At 66.0% G+C, this 18,604-nt stretch carries 20 protein-coding genes; 10 read left to right on the forward strand and 10 right to left on the reverse strand.

Features of this window, described 5'->3' with window-relative positions:
* Positions 1-16: 16 nt before the first annotated feature.
* Positions 17-1,012, reverse strand: coding sequence for a ubiquinone anaerobic biosynthesis protein UbiU (gene ubiU, locus MLG_RS10830; protein WP_011629872.1), 996 nt, complete (start codon positions 1,010-1,012; stop codon positions 17-19).
* A 721-nt stretch (positions 1,013-1,733) separates the two neighbouring features.
* Here ubiU and MLG_RS10835 point away from each other — a divergent pair.
* Both MLG_RS10835 and MLG_RS10840 read left to right on the forward strand, forming a co-directional pair.
* On the forward strand, positions 1,734-2,789 hold the full coding sequence (locus MLG_RS10835; protein WP_011629873.1) for an NAD(P)-dependent alcohol dehydrogenase: 1,056 nt from the start codon (positions 1,734-1,736) through the stop codon (positions 2,787-2,789).
* Positions 2,786-3,172 carry a DUF4870 family protein gene (locus MLG_RS10840; RefSeq protein WP_011629874.1) on the forward strand — a complete coding sequence of 129 codons (387 nt, stop codon included), beginning with the start codon at positions 2,786-2,788 and terminating at the stop codon, positions 3,170-3,172. The genes MLG_RS10835 and MLG_RS10840 overlap by 4 nt, the downstream gene beginning before the upstream one ends.
* 21 nt (positions 3,173-3,193) lie before the next feature.
* Here MLG_RS10840 and MLG_RS10845 read toward each other — a convergent pair whose 3' ends face one another.
* From MLG_RS10845 to MLG_RS10860, 4 genes are all read right to left on the reverse strand, one after another.
* A complete protein-coding gene (locus MLG_RS10845) occupies positions 3,194-3,925 on the reverse strand; it encodes an amino acid ABC transporter ATP-binding protein (protein WP_011629875.1) in 732 nt (243 codons plus the stop codon).
* Positions 3,922-4,578, reverse strand: coding sequence for an ABC transporter permease subunit (locus MLG_RS10850; RefSeq protein ID WP_011629876.1), 657 nt, complete (start codon positions 4,576-4,578; stop codon positions 3,922-3,924). The genes MLG_RS10845 and MLG_RS10850 overlap by 4 nt, the downstream gene beginning before the upstream one ends.
* An 86-nt stretch (positions 4,579-4,664) precedes the next feature.
* Entirely contained in the window at positions 4,665-5,408 is a 744-nt protein-coding gene (locus MLG_RS10855; protein ID WP_011629877.1) for a glutamine ABC transporter substrate-binding protein, read from the reverse strand.
* Positions 5,409-5,525: 117 nt separating this feature from the next.
* Entirely contained in the window at positions 5,526-6,212 is a 687-nt protein-coding gene (locus MLG_RS10860) for an SOS response-associated peptidase (protein ID WP_041718036.1), read from the reverse strand.
* Between the two features lie 136 nt (positions 6,213-6,348).
* Here MLG_RS10860 and MLG_RS10865 point away from each other — a divergent pair, with 136 nt between their 5' ends.
* Both MLG_RS10865 and MLG_RS10870 read left to right on the forward strand, forming a co-directional pair.
* Positions 6,349-6,867, forward strand: a complete 519-nt coding sequence (locus tag MLG_RS10865; RefSeq protein ID WP_011629879.1) for a hypothetical protein — start codon at positions 6,349-6,351, stop codon at positions 6,865-6,867.
* On the forward strand, positions 6,864-7,535 hold the full coding sequence (locus MLG_RS10870; protein WP_011629880.1) for an SDR family oxidoreductase: 672 nt from the start codon (positions 6,864-6,866) through the stop codon (positions 7,533-7,535). The genes MLG_RS10865 and MLG_RS10870 overlap by 4 nt, the downstream gene beginning before the upstream one ends.
* Positions 7,536-7,625: 90 nt before the next feature.
* Here MLG_RS10870 and MLG_RS15590 read toward each other — a convergent pair whose 3' ends face one another.
* On the reverse strand, positions 7,626-7,802 hold the full coding sequence (locus tag MLG_RS15590; protein WP_198003225.1) for a hypothetical protein: 177 nt from the start codon (positions 7,800-7,802) through the stop codon (positions 7,626-7,628).
* Between the two features lie 266 nt (positions 7,803-8,068).
* Here MLG_RS15590 and MLG_RS10875 point away from each other — a divergent pair, with 266 nt between their 5' ends.
* From MLG_RS10875 to MLG_RS10900, 6 genes are all read left to right on the forward strand, one after another.
* Positions 8,069-9,460 carry a TolC family protein gene (locus MLG_RS10875; protein ID WP_049753572.1) on the forward strand — a complete coding sequence of 464 codons (1,392 nt, stop codon included), beginning with the start codon at positions 8,069-8,071 and terminating at the stop codon, positions 9,458-9,460.
* Between the two features lie 2 nt (positions 9,461-9,462).
* Positions 9,463-10,716 carry an efflux RND transporter periplasmic adaptor subunit gene (locus MLG_RS10880; protein ID WP_011629882.1) on the forward strand — a complete coding sequence of 418 codons (1,254 nt, stop codon included), beginning with the start codon at positions 9,463-9,465 and terminating at the stop codon, positions 10,714-10,716.
* Positions 10,717-10,725: 9 nt separating this feature from the next.
* The gene (locus tag MLG_RS10885; protein ID WP_011629883.1) at positions 10,726-11,463 is read left to right on the forward strand and encodes an ABC transporter ATP-binding protein; all 738 of its coding nucleotides are present in this window, start codon (positions 10,726-10,728) and stop codon (positions 11,461-11,463) included.
* The gene (locus tag MLG_RS10890) at positions 11,460-12,686 is read left to right on the forward strand and encodes an ABC transporter permease (protein ID WP_011629884.1); all 1,227 of its coding nucleotides are present in this window, start codon (positions 11,460-11,462) and stop codon (positions 12,684-12,686) included. The genes MLG_RS10885 and MLG_RS10890 overlap by 4 nt, the downstream gene beginning before the upstream one ends.
* Positions 12,679-13,206, forward strand: coding sequence for a hypothetical protein (locus MLG_RS10895; protein ID WP_011629885.1), 528 nt, complete (start codon positions 12,679-12,681; stop codon positions 13,204-13,206). The genes MLG_RS10890 and MLG_RS10895 overlap by 8 nt, the downstream gene beginning before the upstream one ends.
* 369 nt (positions 13,207-13,575) lie before the next feature.
* On the forward strand, positions 13,576-14,136 hold the full coding sequence (locus tag MLG_RS10900) for a C39 family peptidase (protein ID WP_011629886.1): 561 nt from the start codon (positions 13,576-13,578) through the stop codon (positions 14,134-14,136).
* Positions 14,137-14,235: 99 nt separating this feature from the next.
* Here the strand turns inward: MLG_RS10900 and MLG_RS10905 are convergent, their stop codons facing one another.
* From MLG_RS10905 to MLG_RS10920, 4 genes are all read right to left on the reverse strand, one after another.
* The gene (locus MLG_RS10905) at positions 14,236-15,021 is read right to left on the reverse strand and encodes a response regulator transcription factor (protein ID WP_041718576.1); all 786 of its coding nucleotides are present in this window, start codon (positions 15,019-15,021) and stop codon (positions 14,236-14,238) included.
* A gap of 80 nt (positions 15,022-15,101) precedes the next feature.
* Positions 15,102-17,462 (reverse strand): ATP-binding protein, encoded by a 2,361-nt coding sequence (locus MLG_RS10910; RefSeq protein ID WP_049753573.1) that lies wholly within the window; start codon positions 17,460-17,462, stop codon positions 15,102-15,104.
* Between the two features lie 214 nt (positions 17,463-17,676).
* Positions 17,677-18,066 carry a response regulator gene (locus MLG_RS10915; protein WP_011629889.1) on the reverse strand — a complete coding sequence of 130 codons (390 nt, stop codon included), beginning with the start codon at positions 18,064-18,066 and terminating at the stop codon, positions 17,677-17,679.
* A 20-nt stretch (positions 18,067-18,086) separates the two neighbouring features.
* Positions 18,087-18,548, reverse strand: coding sequence for a TadE/TadG family type IV pilus assembly protein (locus MLG_RS10920; RefSeq protein ID WP_041718037.1), 462 nt, complete (start codon positions 18,546-18,548; stop codon positions 18,087-18,089).
* Positions 18,549-18,604: the final 56 nt, after the last annotated feature.

Genomic DNA, 18,604 nt, shown 5'->3' on the forward strand with positions numbered 1-18,604 from the left:
GGCATTCGCTCCCGCATCATTGCCAGCTCCGGTGATAGGCGCCGAGGGTGGTCTGGGCCCCTTCCGACAGCTCCGCCAGGGTGCTCATCCAGTCCTCGCGCGGGCGAAAGCCGTTCCGGTCGGCCTGGCAGGCGTCGATCGCCTGGCGCCAGATCCGCGCCACCTGGGCCACGTAGGCGGGACTGCGCTGGCGGCCCTCAATCTTCACCGCGCTGATGCCGGCGGCCATCAGCTCCGGCAGCAGGCCGAGGGTGTTGAGGCTGGTGGGCGCCTCCAGCACATGCCCGATCCGGTCGTCCACCCGGAACCGCCCCTTGCAGACCACGGGGTAACCCGCCTGCTCATCGTCCTGGAAGCGGTCGATGAGCACGCCGTTGAGCCGCGACTCCAGACCGCGGGGGGTCTCCTGCCAGCGCACGGCGCTGGCAGGGGAACAGGCCCCGGAGCGGTTCGGCGAGCACCCGGTCACGTAGGAGGAGAGCAGGCAGCGCCCCTCGACCATGACGCAGAGGGAGCCGAAGGCAAACACCTCCAGCTCCACGTCGGTGCTCTCGGCCAGGGCCTGCACCTGGGCCATGGACAGCACCCGCGGCAGCACCGCCCGCCGGATGCCGAAGTAATCCTGATAGAAGCGCAGGGCCTCGGCGCTAGTCGCCGACCCCTGCACCGAGAGGTGGAGCGCCAGCCCCGGGTGGCGCCGGGCGGCGTAGTCCAGCACACCCAGGTCGGCGGCAATCAGCGCGTCCGCCCCCAGGTCGGCGGCCTGATCCACGGCCCGCTGCCAGCGGGTCCAGCCCCGGGGCTGGGCATAGGTGTTCACCGCCAGCAACACCCGCGCACCCTTGTCCCGGGCGTAGCGCAGGCCCTGCTGCATCTGCTGATCGGTAAAGTTTAGTCCGGGGAAATGGCGGGCATTGGTGTCATCGCGCAGCCCCATGTAGACCGCATCGGCCCCGTTGTCGATGGCCTTGCGCAACCCCACCAGACTTCCCGCCGGGCACAACAGCTCCATAGCCTCTCCTCGCATTGGCCTCCGCCACCGGCCGAGCGCCGATATGGTCTATTAAGGAAGCGCTGAATCAACCGTCATCGCGAGCCCCACCCCCCGCTGCGCGGGCCCGAATCAACGAGGAACGGGGCACCCCTGTCATCGCCAGGGCCGAAGGCCTCCTCCCCGTCATCGCGAGGGCCGAAGGCCCGTGGCGATCCATAGCGGTAGACTGCCACGTCGCTTCGCTCCTCGCAGTGACGGTGGGGCGGCCTGGCCCTTCCTGCGCAGTCCAGTTCTTCAAGAGGGCCGAGGGCTTCACCCCGTCATCGCGAGGGCCAGAGCCTCCACCCCGTCATTGCGAGGCCCCCCGTCATGGCGAGGAGCCCCCGCCCCGTCATTGCGAGGAGCGAAGCGACGAAGCAATCCATGTCCCGCCAGTTGCCGTACCCTATGGATTGCTTCGCTTCGCTCGCAATGACGGAGAAGGGACCTTCCCGCAATGACGGAGACGGTGCTCCCGGCAGCGACCCTGCAGGAACTCCCGCCCGCGCCGGCGGCCGGTGTCTTCGGCGTTTCCTTATCCGGCTAAGCATGCCTCGCCGACACCCCCCAGGGATTGATCGATGGCAAGATTTCCCACACCTCTACTTAGGGATTAGCCGCCGGTTTGACCCCTTGGATAAACGGCGTAAATTGGGAGTCAGAGCGGTTCACCCAACACCCAACGGGTCGGGAGGTCATCATGAGCACGATGCAGGCAGCGGTCTTCGTCGAGCCTGGCCGCATCGAGGTCCAGGAAAAACCCATACCGGAGATCGGGCCCACCGACGCCCTGCTCCGGGTCACTACCACCACCATCTGCGGCACCGATGTCCACATCCTCAAGGGCGAGTATCCGGTGGAACCGGGTCGGATCGTCGGTCATGAGCCGGTGGGGGTGATCGAGAAGCTGGGCGAGGCGGTGACCGGTTATGAGCCCGGTCAGCGGGTGATCGCCGGGGCCATCACCCCCTGCGGCCAATGCCACGCCTGCCAGGACGGGGTCTCCAGCCAGTGCGGCGGCAAGGCCATGGGCGGCTGGCAGTTGGGCAACACCATCGACGGCTGCCAGGCGGAGTACGTCCGCATCCCCAACGCCCAGGCCAACCTGACCCCGGTGCCGGACGAGCTGACCGACGAGCAGGTGCTGATGTGCCCGGACATCATGAGCACCGGGTTCGGCGGTGCGGAAAACGGCCATATCCGGATCGGCGACACCGTGGCCATCTTCGCCCAGGGGCCGATCGGGCTGTGCGCCACCGCCGGCGCCAAGCTGATGGGGGCCACCCGGATCATCGTGGTGGACGGGGTCCCCGAGCGGCTGGAGACCGCCCGCAAGCTGGGCGCCGACGTTGGCGTCAACTTCCGCGAGCAGGATCCGGTCGAGGCCATCATGGAACTGACCGGGGGACGCGGCGTGGATGTCGCAATCGAGGCCCTGGGGCTTCAGGAGACCTTCGAGGCCTGCCTGCGGGTGCTCAAACCCGGCGGCACCCTGTCCAGCCTGGGGGTCTACTCCGGAAAACTCTCCATGCCGCTGGACGCCATTGCCGCTGGCTTGGGCGATCACACCATCGTGACCACCCTCTGCCCCGGCGGCAAGGAGCGCATGCGCCGGCTGATGGAGGTGGTGGCCGCCGGCCGGGTGGACCTGACCGCCATGGTGACCCACCGCTACACGCTGGACCAGATCGTCGAGGCCTACGACCTTTTCTCGCACCAGCGCGACGGCGTGCTGAAGGTGGCGATCACCCCATGAGTGAGCACTATCCCGACCCCCGTGCCCGGCAGCAACCGCCGGGCGCGGGCCAGAGCGACAGCGGCCGGCAGCTGGTGCTGGTGATCTACATCCTTTACCTGGTCGGCCTGTTCGTCATGCTGACCGCCATCGCCGGCCTGATCCTCGCCTACATCAAGCGGTGCGATGCCGATCCGGTCTCCGCCAGCCACTACCGCTACCAGATCCGCACCTTCTGGATCGGGCTGCTCTACTTCGTGGTGGGCATGATCACCACCCCGATCGGGATTGGCTTTCTCGTGCTGGTGCTGACGCTGCTGTGGTTTCTCACCCGCTGCATCAAGGGGCTGGTGCTGAACTCCGAGCGCCGGGCCATCGCCGAGCCGACCACCTGGCTCTGGTGACCAACGGCGGCCGGTGGGCCCTCAGTGGCCCACGTGGCCGATGAACTCCTGGAAGCGGGTGGAGGGCGGCGCCCGGAGCAACGCCCGGGCCGGGCCGTCATGGACGATGCGGCCCTCGTCCATAAACAGCAGGCGGCTGGCGGCCTCCTCGGCAAAACGCATCTCGTGGGTGACGATGACCATGGTGGTGCCCTCGTCGGCTAGGTCCTGCATCACCTTCAGCACCTCCCCGCGCAGTTCCGGATCCAGCGCCGAGGTGGGCTCGTCAAAGAGCATCACCTTGGGGTTCACCGCCAGCGCCCGGGCGATGGCCACCCGCTGCTGCTGCCCCCCGGAGAGCTCGGCGGGGTAGTGGTCGGCCCGATCCGCCAGCCCCACCCGATCCAGCAGGCGGTCGGCGAGGGCACGGGCCTCCCGGCGCGACAGCCCTTTCACCTTGCGTGGCCCGAGCATCACGTTCTCCCGCGCGGTCATGTGCGGAAAGAGGTTGAACTGCTGAAAGACCATACCGGTCTGCCGGCGCAGGTCCCGACGGCGCACCCCGGGCGCACCCAGCCGCCGCCCATCGATGGCCAACTCCCCGGTACTGGGCAGCTCCAGCACGCTCAGGCAACGCAGCAGGGTGCTCTTGCCGGAACCCGACGGGCCGACCAGCACCACCACCTCCCCCGCCTCCACGGTGAGGTCGATATCCTGCAACACCAGGGTGTCACCGAAGCGCTTACCGAGTTTTCGGCATTTGATCAGGCTCACAGGATGCGCATCCTCTGCTCAATGGCGCGCATGATCATCGCCAGGGTAAAGGTCATGATCAGATAGAACACCGCCACCGCGGTCCAGATCTCCAGCGCCCGCCCGGTCTGGGCGGTGAGCTGCTCCCCGCGCTGGGCCAGCTCCGCCACCCCGATCACCAGGAACAGGGCGGAGTCCTTCAGGCTGATGATGAACTGGTTGCCCAACGGCGGGATGCTGCGCCGGAACGCCAGCGGCCCGACGATGTGGAGCATCACCTGCGGATAGGACAACCCCAGCGCCAACCCGGCGTCGGTCTGACCCTTGTCGATGGAGAGCACCGCACCGCAGACGATCTCGGTGATATAGGCCCCGGCGTTCATGGCCAGACAGATGGAGGCGGCGGCGAAGCCGGTGAGTACGATATCCAGGGCCATGGGCAGGGCGAAGTAGATGAACATCGCCTGGACCACGATGGGGGTGCCGCGGATGACGGAGACGTAGGCGAAGACGATCCAGTTGATGACCGGGATGCGGAAGGCGAGGATCAGCCCGCAGAGGGTGCCGAGGAGCAGGCCGCCGCCAATGCCCAGCAGGGTGATGTAGGCGGTGAGCTGCGCGCCGGCCAGCATCTGCGGCATGGCGTCGATGACCACATCCCAGCGAAACTCCATCCACACCCCCTTGGTTCAGTCAGTCACACGGCCCCAGCGGCCGGCCCCTGACCGGACCGGCCGTCCCCCGAGATCACGAAGACAGCTCAGCGCGGGCTGGGGGCCTCGCCGAACCAGCGTTCGTACAGTTCAGCGTAGCGGCCATCCTCCATCATCCGCAGCAGGCCGATGTTGAAGTCGTTGCGCAGCTCGCTGTTGCGGGGGAAGGCCATGGCGTAGGACTGGGCCTCTAGGTTCTCGCCGACGGCCATCACCTCGCCGTCACCGGCGGTCTCGATATAGAACATCACGTTGGGGGTGTCGTGCAGGGCGGCGTCAACCCGGCCGGCGCGCACCTCCAGGTAGGCCTGTTCAGCGCGGGAGAAGCGGCGCAGCTGGGTGTCCGGCAGGTTGTCCGAGGCGTAGTCGTCGCTGGTGGTGCCGGTGGTCACCGCCAGGGTCTTACCGGCCAGGTCATCGATACCCCGCACCGTCTCGTTATCGCTACGCACCATCAGCATCAGGCCGCTGTCGTAGTAGGCGTGGGAGAAATCCATGGTCTCCTCGCGCTGCGAGGTGATGGTGATGGCGGCGATGGCACCGTCCACGCGCCCGGTCTGCAGCGCGGTGATGATGCCGGAGAAATTCATCGTGTTGTATTCATAATCCCAGCCGTTCTCCTCGGCGATGGCCTCCCAGAGCTCGATCTCAAAGCCGGTCCATTCGCCGTCCTCTTCAAACATAAAAGGCACGAACCCGGAGGGGATAGCAATGGTCAGCCGATCGGCGTGGACCGGCAGCGCCAGTCCCAGCAGGACTAGGGTGAGCAAGGAAAATCGCAACCAACGCATGATGCAGGCCTCCCTGTAATCGCCCGCTGACAAGGGCCGTCCTCTTGAAACTAGGCAGTCCTTCGCCCCGCGTCAAAGCCGGGGATGGCTCACCGTTCGAAAGGGGGCGGGCGCCGGTCAGGTTGGCCCGCCATCCGAACCATCGTCAACCTTGATCAGCCCCGGATCGTCTTCGGCGGGCCGGTTGACCCGGCGGGAGACCGGATAGGCGTACAGCCGTGCCGGGTCCAGACGCCTGACCGCTTGGCGGATCGCCCTGCGGTCACGCAGATCGGGATCCAGCCAGGCCCAACGGCACTCCGGATCCAACACCACCGGCTGACGGTGGTGAATATGGGCCAAGACAGGGGCGGCCGGCTCGGTGAGTATGGCGCAACTGCCCGGAGTACCGTCCGGGCCCGGGGTCCACAGCCCGGCAAGGAAGAGCACCGGAGCGGTCGCCCGTGGCCGTTGGGTGACGAAGTAGGGCTGCTTGCCTCCTTCCGCCTCCTGCCACTCAAACCAGCCGTCCGCTGGCACCAGGCAGCGGCGGCGCGCGAAGGCCTCACGAAAATAGGGGCTGGTGGCCGCCTTTTCCGCACGGGCGTTGATGGGCATGGGCCCTTCCCGGGCCCAGGCGGGCCGGAAGCCCCAGTGCAGCGCGGCCAGTTCCGCGCCCTTCCCGCCGTCACTCAGGAACGCCGGGATCGCGGTACCCGGGGTGATGTTGTAACGCGGGCCCCCTTCCGGGCCCACCCCCTGTAGCTCAAACCAATCCGCCGCGATCCGCTCCAGCGACGCCGAGAGGGCGAAGCGTCCACACATCGTCCTGTCCTGCCTCAGTGCCTCTGCAATTCGACACCAGGGTACCGCGAATTCGCCCATCAACGCCCCGTCCCTGCCGGACTGCCCCAGCACCGCGGGCCGGCCGCTTGAGTCCCGGCGGGAAAGCCCCCAAAGTATGACCAGAGAGGGGGTGGTGATGGACGAGTGGATTACGCGGGAACGCAAGAACCTGACTCAATTGGCGCAGCGGGTGCTGCTGAAGGCCAACCTGCTGGTGGGGCTGACCACCCTGGCGCTGATCGTCGGCTTCTACCTGGCGGCCGAGGCGATGGAGATCCCCTTCGGCATTGTCGTCTCTGTGCTGCTCTTCCTGATGCTGCTCGGGCCGCCGCTCTACACCCTGCTGGTGCATTCGGTACGCGGTCCTCTCTGGCGCCGGGCCGTGGCAGGGCGCATCCGCCGGCTGCGCGCCATCGGTTTTCTGACCAGCTATGTCGACACCCTCGGCGAGCAGACCCTGGCCCGGCTACCGGACGAACCCCGACAGACCCTCGACAGGGCGCTGGAACAGGAACGGGAGGGCCGCCTCCCGCCCACCCACCTCTACGCCGACGCCCTGTTCATCGCCCTGGCGGTGGACGCTGAGACCAGCGCCCGTCTGCCCCGCCGACAACGCCAAGGAGACCACTCATGAGCAAGCTGATCATCGGCGCCCGCCGCGGCATCGGACTGGAGGTGGTGCGGCAATTGCGCGCACGGGGCGATACGGTGATTGCCGCGGCCCGTACATCGTCCGCTGAATTGGAGGCCACGGGTGCGGAGATCCACACCGAGGTGGATATCACCCGCCACGAGACCCTGCGCGCCCTAGCGACCGCCCTGGCCGACCGGGAGCTGGACTGGCTGCTGGTGGTGGCCGGGGTCATGAGCAAGCAGCGCCTGGGCGCCCTGGACGAGGCGGCGGTCGCCGGCATCCACCAGCAGTTCGAGACCAACGCCCTGGGCCCGTTGATGGCCGCGGAGGCGCTGGCGCCGCGAGTACGGCCAGGCGGCAAGCTGGGGATCCTGACCAGCAGGATGGGCTCGCTGGCCGACAACACCTCCGGCAACAGCTACGGCTACCGCATGTCCAAGGCGGCGGTGAACATGGCGGGCGTCTCCCTGGCCCACGATCTGCGCGAGCGGGCGATCGCCGTGGCCCTGCTCCACCCCGGCTGGGTGCGCACCGATATGACCGCCCACAACGGGCTGATCGACCCGCCGGAGTCGGCGGCCGGGATCATCCGGTGCATGGACGAGCTGACCCTGGAGGAGACAGGCCGGTTCTGGCATGCACCCAAGGGGGAGCCGCTCCCCTGGTAGGCCTTCTGTAACGAAAAACCCCTGCCAGGGCCTTGGCCCGGACAGGGGTGCGATCACTGCGTGCCCGTTCAGGCACTGATCAGTGGGCGCTTACAGCAGGCCGCCGAGCAGCGGGCCCACGGCACCCAGAACGGTGCCCAGCAGGCCGTCCACGATACCCGAAACGGCACCCAGCAGCTCGAGCACGCCGCTAACCTGGAGGTCCAGGCTCACGCCGGCACCGCCCACTACCGCATCCATCTCCACGTTGGTCAGTTCACGGAACATAATCGACTCCTTGACTTTGCCTATGGCAGAAATAATTGCCAGCCTTCAGCCAGCGAATTCGATCCTACGCCCAGAAACAAGAAGCAGCCAATCATTAAATTCAACTATTACTATTGGGCGAATCCTTCCACCCTGATTAGCTGATATCATTCTGCGGGAATGGACTCATTGGCATAAGCCTTACCAAGCATATATCACGAATGGATAATCCGGCAAATACTTAGCGAAATAGATGGTTAATGAACCAACTACCCAAGAGTCGCCCAATGACAAAGACCTGGCTTACCGTTCTGATGATCGTCGTCATGGGCATTGCCCCCACAGCAACCATGGCCGACGAGGACCGCCACTCCGCCCCCAACCGCGAACTGGATCTGCGCTCCGCCATCGGCAAGGCGTTGCAGCTCCATCCAAGCATCCGCACCGGCGAGGCCCACATTGACCGGGCCCAGGCGCGCCTGGATCAGGCCGAATCCCTGTATTATCCCCATTTTTCCGCATCCAGCCGGATCGAAAGGCTGACCCTCAACACCGCCCGGCCCGATTCAGCCCGCGCAGTACTCGACTTCAACGGTGTGGAAATCGAGACCAAGGACCCGGATACCAGCATGTCGGGCTTCACCCGCTACGGGGCGGCCCTGCAGGCAGAATACATGCTCTACGATTTCGGCCGCCGGCAGCACGGAAAACGCGCCGCCGAGTCCCATTTGGGCACGGAACAGGCCCGGCTGAATGACATCACCTCCAGCACCGTCTTCAATGTGACTCAAGCTTATTTCGATGTCCTTAGGTTCCAGAACGCGCTGCGGATCCAGGAGGAATTCCTGGAACGCCGGCAGGAGAACCTGGACCTCGCCCGGCGCATGCACCGGGCCGGGCGGGTAACGCGGGGTGACGTCATCAAGGCCGAGGCGGAACGCGCCCGAGCCCGTCTCGAGGTCACCCGCGCCGGCCACGACCTGGAGGCCAGCAGGGTGCGACTGCGCACCGCCATGGGACTGGATGAGGCGGGCTGGGCGTTCTCGGTCGTCGAAGGGGCTCAACTGACGCCACCGCAGGAACTCGGCAGGCGGGACGCCACCCACCGGGTGATCGAAGACCACCCCCGGCTACAGGCCGAACGCCAGTTCCTCCGGGCCCACCACGAGGAGCTGGAACAGGTGAAGGCGGACCGGCGCCCGGAGATCCGGCTCACCGGCAATTACCGCGTCGATGAGTTCCATTCCGGACCGGGCTCGGAACCAAACTATACCGTGGGGGTGCAGTTGGAGTGGCGCTTCTTTGACGGCGGCCAGCGCCGGGCGCGCGCCGCCGAGGCGCGCGCGGAGATGATGGCGGCCGCTGAACGGCAACGCGAGGCACGCCGCGATGTCCTGACGGAACTGCACAACGCACAGCGTGAACTCACCGAGGCCGAGGAACGGATAGAGCTCAGCAAGACGTTGATCCGGGCGGCGGAGCAGGACCTGCGCAGCGCCACCATCGGCTACCGCGAAGGCATCCGCGCATTCTCCGACCTCTCCGACGCCGCCCTAGATCTGCGGGAGGCCGAATTGGAACTGGCCCTGGCCGAGTTCGATCGCCAGCAGGCTGTGATCGGTATCTACTGGGCCATGGGCCGGGCATCACTGGAACGGCTGACGGAGGCCGGCTTGTAATTATGAGCCAATCGCAACAACCCGATGGCGAAGACCGCTTGCAATCCCTCCAGCGTTCGCTGGATAACGCACTGGCACGTTGGCACGGGCTCAGCTTCCGGCGGCGGACCGCGATTGTCGCGGCCGTGCTGTTCGGCGGATTGCTCCTTGCCCTGCTGACCAGCGGCGGGCGATCACTGCCGGACGGCGTGGCGGCGGCCCCTATCGAACCGCGGCCCCTCAATATGGAGGTGCGCGCCCAGGGCACCCTGCGCGCCCACCGGCAGATGAACGTCTACCCCCGGGTGGCGGGCACCGTGGTCGACATCGCCGCGGAGGCCGCGGAGGCCAACGGCCGGGTGAGCCGGGGCGAGGCCATCGTCACCCTGGACGACGAGGACATCCGCATTGAGGTGGAGGACGCGGAGGCCGCGCTCTGGGGGGCCAAGGCCGAGCTGGCCTCGGCGCTAGGGCGGTACCAGCGCGCCATCCAACAGCGGGACCGGGCCGAGCGGCTGTATCGGGAGGATCTGATCCCCAGGGACGAACGCGACCAGGAGCGGGCCCACTACGAGGACATGCGGGCTGCCCTGGAAACCGCCCGTGCCCATGTCCGCCAGGCAGAGATCCGCCTGGAGCAGGCACGGGACAACCTGCAGCACACCGAGGTCCGCAGCCCCATCGACGGCCGCGTGCTCAATATCGCCGCCGAACTGGGCGACCGGGTCGCCCCCGGCGGCCAGACACCGGTGTTCACCGTGGCGGCCGGCCTCGAGCCGATGGAGCTCCGGCTCGAGGTCAACGAAGCCGACATCGGCAAGATCCGAGCCGGGCAGCGCATCCGTTTCAACGTGGAGGCCTACCGCCAGGAGGACTTCCATGCCGAGGTCCGGCGCGTCCTGCCGGGCGGTTACGAGCGCCGCGGGGTCCAGGTCTACGAGGTGCGGGCCGACGCCGAAAATCCGCACCACCGCCTGATGCCGGGCATGAGTGTGCAGGCACGCATCCATATCGAACAAACCGAGCCCCGCCCGGCCATCCCTCTGCGGGCCCTGGTCTTTGAGCCGGAATCCGAACGCCTCCTGGACCCGCACCGGGACACCCTCCGCGCCTTGCGGGATGAGGGCCGGAGCATCATCTGGATCCAGGACCGGTCCGGGGAGATTCGCCCGGCGGGCGTCGAACTGGGCGAGCAGGACGACGAGTATGCGGTCCTGCGGGATACCCCCTGGTCCGACGACGACGCTGACGGTATTCGAGTCCTCTTCTACGAGTGAAGTGCCACCATGTCTATCGTTCTCGAACTCGCTCACGTGGCCAAGAGCTTCTCAGTGGGGGGCCATCGGGTCTCGCCCTTGATTGATGCGAATCTGGTGGTCCGGCGCGGCGATCTGGTCTCCATCGTGGGGCCGTCCGGCTCCGGGAAATCCACCCTACTTCACGTGCTCGGTTGCCTGGAGCGGCCGGACCAGGGCGAGGTCTATATCCGGGGCCGGCCCACCCGCGATCTCTCCGATGAGGAGCTGTCCGCCTTTCGCGGCAAGACCCTGGGTTTCGTATTCCAGCGCTTCTACCTCATCGACCGGATGACGGCCCTGCAGAACGTGGCCATGCCGTTGGAATACCGTGATGATCTGACCCGTGAGGAGGCCTGGGCCCGGGCCTGGGAGAGCCTGGAACGCGTCGGCCTGGCCGAGCACGCCCACCACCGCCCCCGGCAGCTCTCGGGCGGTCAGCAACAGCGGGTGGCCATCGCCCGGGCGTTGGCCTCCCATCCGACGGTGCTGCTGCTGGACGAGCCCACCGGCAACCTGGACCCGGACACCGGCCGCAGCATCATGCGGATCATCCACGAACTGCGCCAGGTCATCCCGGAGATGGCGGTCATCCTGGTCACCCACGACATGGCGCTCGCCGCAGACGCTGAGATCGCCTACGAGCTCCACCGCGGTCGGCTCCACCGGGTGCACTGGGACCAGGCGGGGCCTGGCGTGCAGACAATCAGCGCATCCTGTCCGGCATGAGACTGCCCGTTTCCACCGCTTCGATCAGCAACGCCTTCGCCCTGCTGCGGGAGCACAAGGTGCGCTCCGGGCTGACGGTGCTCGGCATCGCCGTGGGGATCTGGGCAGTGGTGACCCTGCTGGCCATTGGCATGGGCGCACGGAGCTACATCGAGGGCCAGGTCCAGATCCTCGGCTCGGACCTGCTGGTGGTGACGCCCGGTTCCTCGGAGGACCCCACCAGCTTCTTCAACCCGGTGATCATGGAGAGCCTGACCCTGGCCGATGCCGAGCATTTCCGCAACCGGATCCCGGACGTCCACCGGGTGGCGGCCGTCTTTCAACTCAGCGGCGAACTCAGCGTGGCCGACAAGCGGGCGGCCGGCAGCGTGGTGGGCACAGAGCCCGACTATTTCGCCCTCCGGGAGCTGAGCGTGGACACCGGCCGGCTCCTCAACAGGGCGGATCAGCGCTCCGCGGCACCGGTTGCCGTCCTCGGTGCGGAGCTCGCCCAGCAATTGTTCGGCAACCAACCGCCGCTGGGCGAGTCCATCCGTTTCCGCGGGCAACCGTTGGAGGTGGTCGGGGTGCTCAGCCAACGGGACGACGCGGCGCTGGGGCAGGGCGAGGACCGCAACCTCTTCGTCCCCATCCGGTATGCCCAGCGGGCCCTGGCTGGGGCCCACCACGTGGAATACATCATGGTGGAGCCCACCGGCCGTGAAACCAAGGACGCAGTGGCCCGCGCCATCGATCTGCACCTGATGACCCGCAAATCCCGGCTCAGCAATGCCGGCAAGACCCACACCGTGACCGACTTTGGCGAGATCGCGACCCTGGCCGGAAGGATTGTCGACGCCATGACCTGGACCCTGGTCAGCATCGCCGGCGTCAGCCTGGTGGTCGGGGGGATCGGTGTGATGAACGTCATGCTGGCCTCGGTCAGCGAACGGGTCAGCGAGATCGGCATCCGGCGCGCGGTGGGGGCCAATGCCAACCAGATCCGGCTGCAGTTTCTCTCCGAGGCGGCCATGCTCACCGTGGTCGGGGGGGTGGTCGGGCTGTGCCTGGCCTTTATTTCCATCCTCCTCGCCAACCAGTTGCTGCCCTGGGAAGGGAGCCTGACGGTCACCTCGGTGCTGCTGGTCCTGCTCTTCTCAGCGAGTATTGGCGGCTTCTTCGGCTACTACCCGGCACGTAAAGCGGCGAACATGCCACCCATGGAGGCCTTGCGCTATGACTGAAACGACCGCTCTTCATCTCCCTTCGGTCCCCCGGGCCGCGACAGGCCTGCTGCAGGGCGTCGTCACCGCACCGCGGACCACCCTGCGGCAACTCTCCGGCTCGTGGACCGAGTGGTCCGCGGCGCTCCTCATCCTGGCCGGGATCATCCTTCTGAACACCCTGATGGCCCTGGCCATGGGTCGCGAGGGGTTGGGGACGCAATTACTCTCCGGCGCGCAATCCGCAATCCTAGCCTCACTGGCCACGGCGACCGTGATATGGCTGCTGGTCCAGCTTCTTTGCGCCGTACGCATCGCTTGGCAGCGGGTGCATAGCGGGACCATTCTCATCATGATCCCGCTCATCCTCGGACCGGTACCCGTCCTTGGCCACCTCATGCTGCTGGCGTTTGCCGGGCTGATCGCCCTGGTGTTTCTGGATGTGGCGGAGCAACCTCGGAACCGCAGCCTGCTCCTCACCGGCCTGACCTGGGTGGCCCTGATTGCCCTGGCGTTGGTAGGCGCCCGGTTGTTCGGCTGAAAAGGGCAGGCCACCCCCACCGTCACTGCGAGGAGGCGAAGCCGACGGGGCAGTCGGCCGCCCTGGATCGCCACGGGCCTTCGGCCCTCGCGATGACGGGGGAAAGCCTCGGCCCTCTTGAAGCATTGGGCTGTGCCGGAAGCGGAAGGTCGCCCCCACCGTCACTGCGAGGAGGCGAAGCCGACGCGGCAGTCTACCCCTCTGGATCGCCACGGGCCTTCGGCCCTCGCGATGACGGGGGGAAGAAAGCCTCGGCCCTCGCGATGACGGGGGCAAGCCATTCGTCGGTGATTCGGGCCCGCGCAGGGGGGCTCGGGATGACGGCTTATCCAGCCGTTGCCCAAAGGATTTTGTAAAGGAGGTGACATCGTGACGCTGCTCAAACATCGGTCCTTCAACCGCGCGCAGGCCGGCCGGGATTTCAGCCGGGTCATTCCCCAGTCCCGCCCTGACTCCTGCGGTCTGGCCGCCCTGGCCACCCTGATGAATGAGGTCCTACACTTACCGACGAGCGAAGCCGCGCTGCAGGCGAGACTGAAACACCGCCGCCCCGCCAGCCTGACTGACCTGAGCAAGCTTAGTCGCCAGGCAGGCCTCAAGGCCCATGCCTACGCGGTCGACCTGGACCTGCTCCTTCGGGTGCAACGACCGGCCATACTGCATATGGGGGCCTCGCGCCGGATCGGGCACTACGTGGTGGTCCGGGGGGTTGCGGACGACAAAGCGTGGCTCGCCGATCCCATGCGCGGCAACGTCCACCTGGACCTGACCGCCCTCAAGAAACACTGGTACGTGCCTCGCAAACCCTTTGGTCACGTCCTTTACGTCGCCGGAGCGGACGAGGAATGGTTACCCCTGAACGAGGAGCACCTTCCGGGCAGCCCGCCGGAAACGGTCAGCGACTGGTTCCCCCCGCCGGCCGGACGTTAGGCCGCCGCAGTCGCCGCCCGGTTCGCACTACGGGCGGCGATCACGGTTGCCCATCGCCCCGCGTCCCCGGGCCAGTGGCAGGCCATAATACCCTGCGTTTCAGCCGGAGGATTCCTCCAGCAAGCCGTGGCGGTTCGCCAGCAGGGCCAGTTGGGTCCGGTTGGAGACCCCGGTCAGGGCGAGGACCTGCGACACGTAAAGCTTGACCGTGTTCTCCGAGATCTGCAGGTGGTTGGCAATCTGGTAATTGCTGTGCCCCTTGGCGATCAGCTCGGTCACCTCGCGTTGCCGCTTGGTCAGCCGGGCGAAGCCTTCCACCAGCCCGCCCTGGACGCCCTCCTTCCCGCGGGTTGCCTGACCACCGCGCTGCCCCATAACGCTGCCCTTGATCTCCTCAAGGTCACTGGCCATGGTGCTCACCGAGGTCGCCACGGAATCGAGTTTCACCCCGATTTCGCCCCCGCCGCGGATTTCGCTCCGGCGATTGACCCGCTCAACCAGTTTTTCGACACATCGGGCCAGCTGGTCCAGATTGACCGGCTTTTGCAGGTATTCCCGGACACCACTGCGCAGCGCCGCAATGGCGTTGCTATGGGAGCCGTGGCCCGTCAATACCGCCACCTCGAACACCCGGTCGGCCTCAAACGAATCGATGAGCCAGCCAGCGAACGTAATCCCGTCCTCGCCCGGCATCTTGATATCGGTGATCACCACCTTGATGTCTTTACGCTCGAAGAACTTTTTCCGCGCCTCATCCGCTGAGGTCGCGCTCTCGCAATCGTAACCGAGCTCGGAGAGATATTCGACGATCTCCTCGACGATATACTTTTCATCATCGACCACCAGAACCGCCACCGGTTCGGAGTGACTGTCTTCTCTTTGCATCACATCCACTGTCGCACCTTCTAAAAAAGAAATGAACTACTGATTGGCGGGTGCCGACTGCGGCATCCGCTTCAACCGACTCATAACGTCCGTTCTTCAACGGCGGGCAAATCGACCGTGAACTCCGCACCCGCATCGGTATTGCGTGCCGAAATCACGCCGCCCATGCTCTTTACGATCCCGAAACTGACCGAGAGTCCAAGCCCTGTCCCCTCACCGACCTCCTTGGTGGTAAAGAACGGGTCGAACAGGTGACCCAAGGCGGCGTCACTGATCCCCGGCCCTGAGTCCTGGACACGTATGCGCAGCATTTCGCGCCCTCCATCGTCGTCAATGGACTCTAACTTTAGTGTAATCCATTCACCCTGTAAGTACTCCGCGTTACCCTGCTCCCGGGCCCGCTCCCTGATGGCATCCCGGCTGTTGATCATCAGGTTCAGCAACACCTGAACCAGTTGGTCCTGGTTACCCAGCACCTGGCAGGCTCCGCGGGCCCGATCCTCAAACGTCACCTGCAGGCCATTGCCGGTGAACTGCTCCTGGATCAGAACCAGGGCATCCTCAATGGCGGCCACCACCGAGAACAATCGCGCTTCAGGATCGCTTTTCCGGCCAAAGACCCGCATCTGCTGGATGATGGCGGCGGCCCGCTCCACCTGGCCGATGATGCGGTCCAGCTTCTTGCCCACCTGTTCCAGGCCGGCCTCGCCCTTGGCTAGGTTGCGCCGGGCGTTGAACGACGCCATCTTGATGACATTCAGCGGCTGGTTGATCTCGTGCGCCACCCCCGTGGCCATTTCGCCCACGGTCGCCATCTTGGCCGCATGGATCAGCTTCTCCTGCGCGCTCTTGATCTCGGTGTTGTCGTGTCCCACCGCCTGCACCTCCAGCAGGTCGCCATCGTCGGAGAAGAACCCCCGCTCCGACCAGGTCACCCAGCGCACCCCCCGGCCCGGCACCTGCATTCTCAGCTCGTAGCTGATGATGGGCGACAACGGCGTCAACTGGCCCAGGCGGTCGCCGATACCAACGCGCTCCTCTTCCGGAAGCAGATCCAGCCAGGTAACCCCGTCCTGCTCCCCCTGCAACGGCTCAATGAACGACTCGAAAAAGGCCGTGTTATGAAAGACAATCCGGAAGTCCGTGGTGTAGCGGCAGATAAACGCCGGGGCATCGTCCACGATGGCCTTGTACCGGCGCTCGCTGTCCGCAATGGCCTGCTCAAGCTGCTGGCGCCGGGTCACATCCCAAAACATGCCCACGACGTTGCCCCCGCCCGCACTCTGGACACCCTCATAGACCCAACGGTACCCGCCGTCAGCGGTGCGCAGCCGGTAAATGGCCGAGAACTGCCCTTCGCGCTGAAGCTGCTTCACCCGCTCCTTGATGATGGCCAAGTCCGCCGGGTGAGTCAGCGAGCTGAGGCGCTCCTGCGCCGGCAAATTCCGGACGGCCTGCCCCAATAACCCCTCGGAGGAGGAGCTTACGTAATCAGGCAACAGGCGATGCCCCTCCAGCCGTGCCGAGTAGAAGGTAATCCCCGCCTTTTCGGCCACACTCTCCAGGGCATAGGCGCTCACCCGGTGGGCCTCCCGGGCCTCCACCTCCCCGGTGATCTCATACAGAACCGCCAGCACCCGGTCCTCCTGCGACCCGGACTCCCGCCGGAAGCGGAGCTGGTACCACCGTCGCCCCTGGCCCGTCCCGCGGGGATCAGAGACCGCCACCCGAACCTCCGATTCGAGCCCGACGGCGCCCGCGGCCGCATCGCGAAAACCGCTGACCACCGGCGCCGCATCGGGCAACGCCCCTGCCCGTTCCAGTTGCGCCAGGTGCCCCTGGCCGGAGGGCGGCAGGCCCAGCACTCGGGTGGCGGGCCCGAACCACTGCAGGCGATCCGGTCCGGGCCACCAGACCAATTGCCCCAAGCCCCCCAGCGTGATCAGGCCCTGATAGCGCTCCGCCTCTCCTCGCCGCTCCTGCACCAGCCCCACCTGGGCGATGTAACCGGCGACCAGGCAGCCGACGGGCATCAGGCCGCGGGCCAGCGAGTCATCCCAGTCCTCCCGAATACCGGCTTGTTCCACCGCCAGCATGCCCAAAGGCCGGCCACCGCTCACCAGCGGGAAAAGCAGCAGCGAGCGCACCCGGCGCTCCGCCATCACCCCCTCGACGGTCTTGGGCAGGGGCACGGCCTGATCAATGCCACTGCGGTCCGGTTGGCGCAGCCAGACACCCGGACTGAGGGTATCCAGCATCCGCTGCCAATCCCGGGTCTGTTCGTAGGCCCGCGGCGTTAACCGCTCGCTGGACTGGAGGGGCGGGTGCAGATGCCAGTGGACAGCCGACTCCGGAAACCCCGAGATCTCGCCCTGATCCAAGTGAATAACGACGTGGTCCGCCTGAAGCGCCTGCCCCAGCACCCCAGCCAGGCGCCGCAAAGGGCCTGCACCGGTGGCGGGGGGCGCGAGCGAGAGCAAATGGGCACACTCCGAGACAATAGCCGACGCCCGGACGGATCCGTGCGCATAGTCCTCCCGCCAGGCCGACGCCTGGTGAGGATGGCTGTCGTATGACTCGGGCAAGGGTCAACCTCCGCGGTCGAGCAAACCGGCTGGGGCCTCCGACGGCCCCATCAGCCATGAGGGCCGGCGGCTACAACGACTTCAGGGCATCAGCGGCCTGGATCGCCTCCACCGCGGCGATCACGTCGTCGGGCGATACCGGTTTCTCCAGGAAATCGGTCACCCCCTTGCGAATCCCTTCGAGCGCGGCCTCCTTGGTCCCGTGACCGGTGATAATGATGATGCCGTGATAATCACCAAAATCCCTTCTCAGGGTGTTCAATACAAAAAAACCATCCTGGATTGGCATCCGCAAGTCAAGTATGACGATGCGAATGCTCAAATCCTCACACAGGGTCTGAATGGCCCCCTGCCCATTATTAGCATGCCAAACGTTATAACCCGCATCCTCCAACGCCTCGGTCAATTCCTCATGGACCAAGGCATCGTCATCGACCAACAGGACATTAGGCTGAATCATCACCACCCCTTACCAAGGTATTAGAACTCTATACGGGTGCTGGCCTCCAGTGTCTCCGGCAACTGCGGGACAGCCCCGATTCCCGGAAACACCAGCGGCACGACAAACGGCGCAGCCTGGTAATCATACGCCACCCGAACCGAAAGGACGTCTCCGGTCAGGGTGACCTCCACGTCGAAATCTCCGGGTGCCAGGGCCGTAAGGACCGACTCCGACAGCAGGTCATTGGTGGCCTGTTTCGAATGCCCAATAACCGCATCCGGATAGGTGTCATATTGGCCGAAATCCGTCCGGGAGGGATCGACCCGCAAGCCCACCCGCGCCCCTTCGGCCACTGCCATATTCATCTGTTGCACCAACAGCATCGGAAAGGTGTAGGAGACAATCGCGTAGAACACCGTGAAAAAGAGCAGGAAGACCAGGGCGAACTCTATGGCCGCCGCGCCGCGCTGCCTCCTGTTGCCACCCATCTGCACGCCCATGATTCGCCTTTTTCGCCACCACGATGCGGACCGGGATCGCCTTGACACTGGATTCA

Source organism: Alkalilimnicola ehrlichii MLHE-1 (assembly GCF_000014785.1).
Classification (GTDB): Bacteria; Pseudomonadota; Gammaproteobacteria; order Nitrococcales; family Halorhodospiraceae; genus Alkalilimnicola; species Alkalilimnicola ehrlichii.

What these genes read in the sequence shown, in the direction of transcription:
- MLG_RS10850 (WP_011629876.1), bottom strand. Translation starts at nt 4,578, where the DNA reads ATGGAGTTTCGCTGGGATGTGGTCATCGACGCCATGCCGCAGATGCTG.
- MLG_RS10855 (WP_011629877.1), bottom strand. Translation starts at nt 5,408, where the DNA reads ATGCGTTGGTTGCGATTTTCCTTGCTCACCCTAGTCCTGCTGGGACTG.
- MLG_RS10840 (WP_011629874.1), top strand. Translation starts at nt 2,786, where the DNA reads ATGAGTGAGCACTATCCCGACCCCCGTGCCCGGCAGCAACCGCCGGGC.
- MLG_RS10915 (WP_011629889.1), bottom strand. Translation starts at nt 18,066, where the DNA reads ATGATTCAGCCTAATGTCCTGTTGGTCGATGACGATGCCTTGGTCCAT.
- MLG_RS10905 (WP_041718576.1), bottom strand. Translation starts at nt 15,021, where the DNA reads ATGCAAAGAGAAGACAGTCACTCCGAACCGGTGGCGGTTCTGGTGGTC.
- MLG_RS10860 (WP_041718036.1), bottom strand. Translation starts at nt 6,212, where the DNA reads ATGTGTGGACGCTTCGCCCTCTCGGCGTCGCTGGAGCGGATCGCGGCG.
- MLG_RS10835 (WP_011629873.1), top strand. Translation starts at nt 1,734, where the DNA reads ATGAGCACGATGCAGGCAGCGGTCTTCGTCGAGCCTGGCCGCATCGAG.
- MLG_RS10895 (WP_011629885.1), top strand. Translation starts at nt 12,679, where the DNA reads ATGACTGAAACGACCGCTCTTCATCTCCCTTCGGTCCCCCGGGCCGCG.
- MLG_RS10920 (WP_041718037.1), bottom strand. Translation starts at nt 18,548, where the DNA reads ATGGGCGTGCAGATGGGTGGCAACAGGAGGCAGCGCGGCGCGGCGGCC.
- MLG_RS10865 (WP_011629879.1), top strand. Translation starts at nt 6,349, where the DNA reads ATGACCAGAGAGGGGGTGGTGATGGACGAGTGGATTACGCGGGAACGC.
- MLG_RS10880 (WP_011629882.1), top strand. Translation starts at nt 9,463, where the DNA reads ATGAGCCAATCGCAACAACCCGATGGCGAAGACCGCTTGCAATCCCTC.
- ubiU (WP_011629872.1), bottom strand. Translation starts at nt 1,012, where the DNA reads ATGGAGCTGTTGTGCCCGGCGGGAAGTCTGGTGGGGTTGCGCAAGGCC.
- MLG_RS10870 (WP_011629880.1), top strand. Translation starts at nt 6,864, where the DNA reads ATGAGCAAGCTGATCATCGGCGCCCGCCGCGGCATCGGACTGGAGGTG.
- MLG_RS15590 (WP_198003225.1), bottom strand. Translation starts at nt 7,802, where the DNA reads ATGTTCCGTGAACTGACCAACGTGGAGATGGATGCGGTAGTGGGCGGT.
- MLG_RS10875 (WP_049753572.1), top strand. Translation starts at nt 8,069, where the DNA reads ATGACAAAGACCTGGCTTACCGTTCTGATGATCGTCGTCATGGGCATT.
- MLG_RS10885 (WP_011629883.1), top strand. Translation starts at nt 10,726, where the DNA reads ATGTCTATCGTTCTCGAACTCGCTCACGTGGCCAAGAGCTTCTCAGTG.
- MLG_RS10890 (WP_011629884.1), top strand. Translation starts at nt 11,460, where the DNA reads ATGAGACTGCCCGTTTCCACCGCTTCGATCAGCAACGCCTTCGCCCTG.